The organism is Erythrobacter sp. CCH5-A1, from assembly GCF_001557115.1.
GTDB lineage: Bacteria > Pseudomonadota > Alphaproteobacteria > Sphingomonadales > Sphingomonadaceae > Erythrobacter.
Genome location: NZ_LSKQ01000268.1, coordinates 1 through 277, shown reverse-complemented (window position 1 = coordinate 277; position 277 = coordinate 1). Strand labels below are relative to the sequence as shown.

Below are 277 nucleotides of genomic sequence, written 5' to 3'. Positions count from 1 at the left end.
GCACGCGGCGCCAGTCCAGACCCTCGAGCAAAGCACCCAGTTGGGCAGCGGTCAGACGCATCACGCCTTCCTGGATCCGGGGCCATCGGAAGCTGCCTTGCTCCAGCCTCTTGGCCATCAGGCACAGACCTGTTCCGTCCCACCAGATGAGCTTGATCCGGTCGGCACGCTTGGCACGGAACACATAGATCACGCCCGAATAGGGCTTGCCGCCATACTCGGCTGTCGCGCGACAATCAGAATGAGAATGCGCGACAATCAAGATGAGAATCCGGTG

At 61.0% G+C, this 277-nt stretch carries 1 protein-coding gene; it reads right to left on the bottom strand.

Annotation, left to right across the window (positions count from 1 at the left end):
- A partial coding sequence (gene tnpB / locus AX708_RS16970; protein WP_156454591.1) for an IS66 family insertion sequence element accessory protein TnpB occupies positions 1-277 on the bottom strand: 277 nt, incomplete at both ends.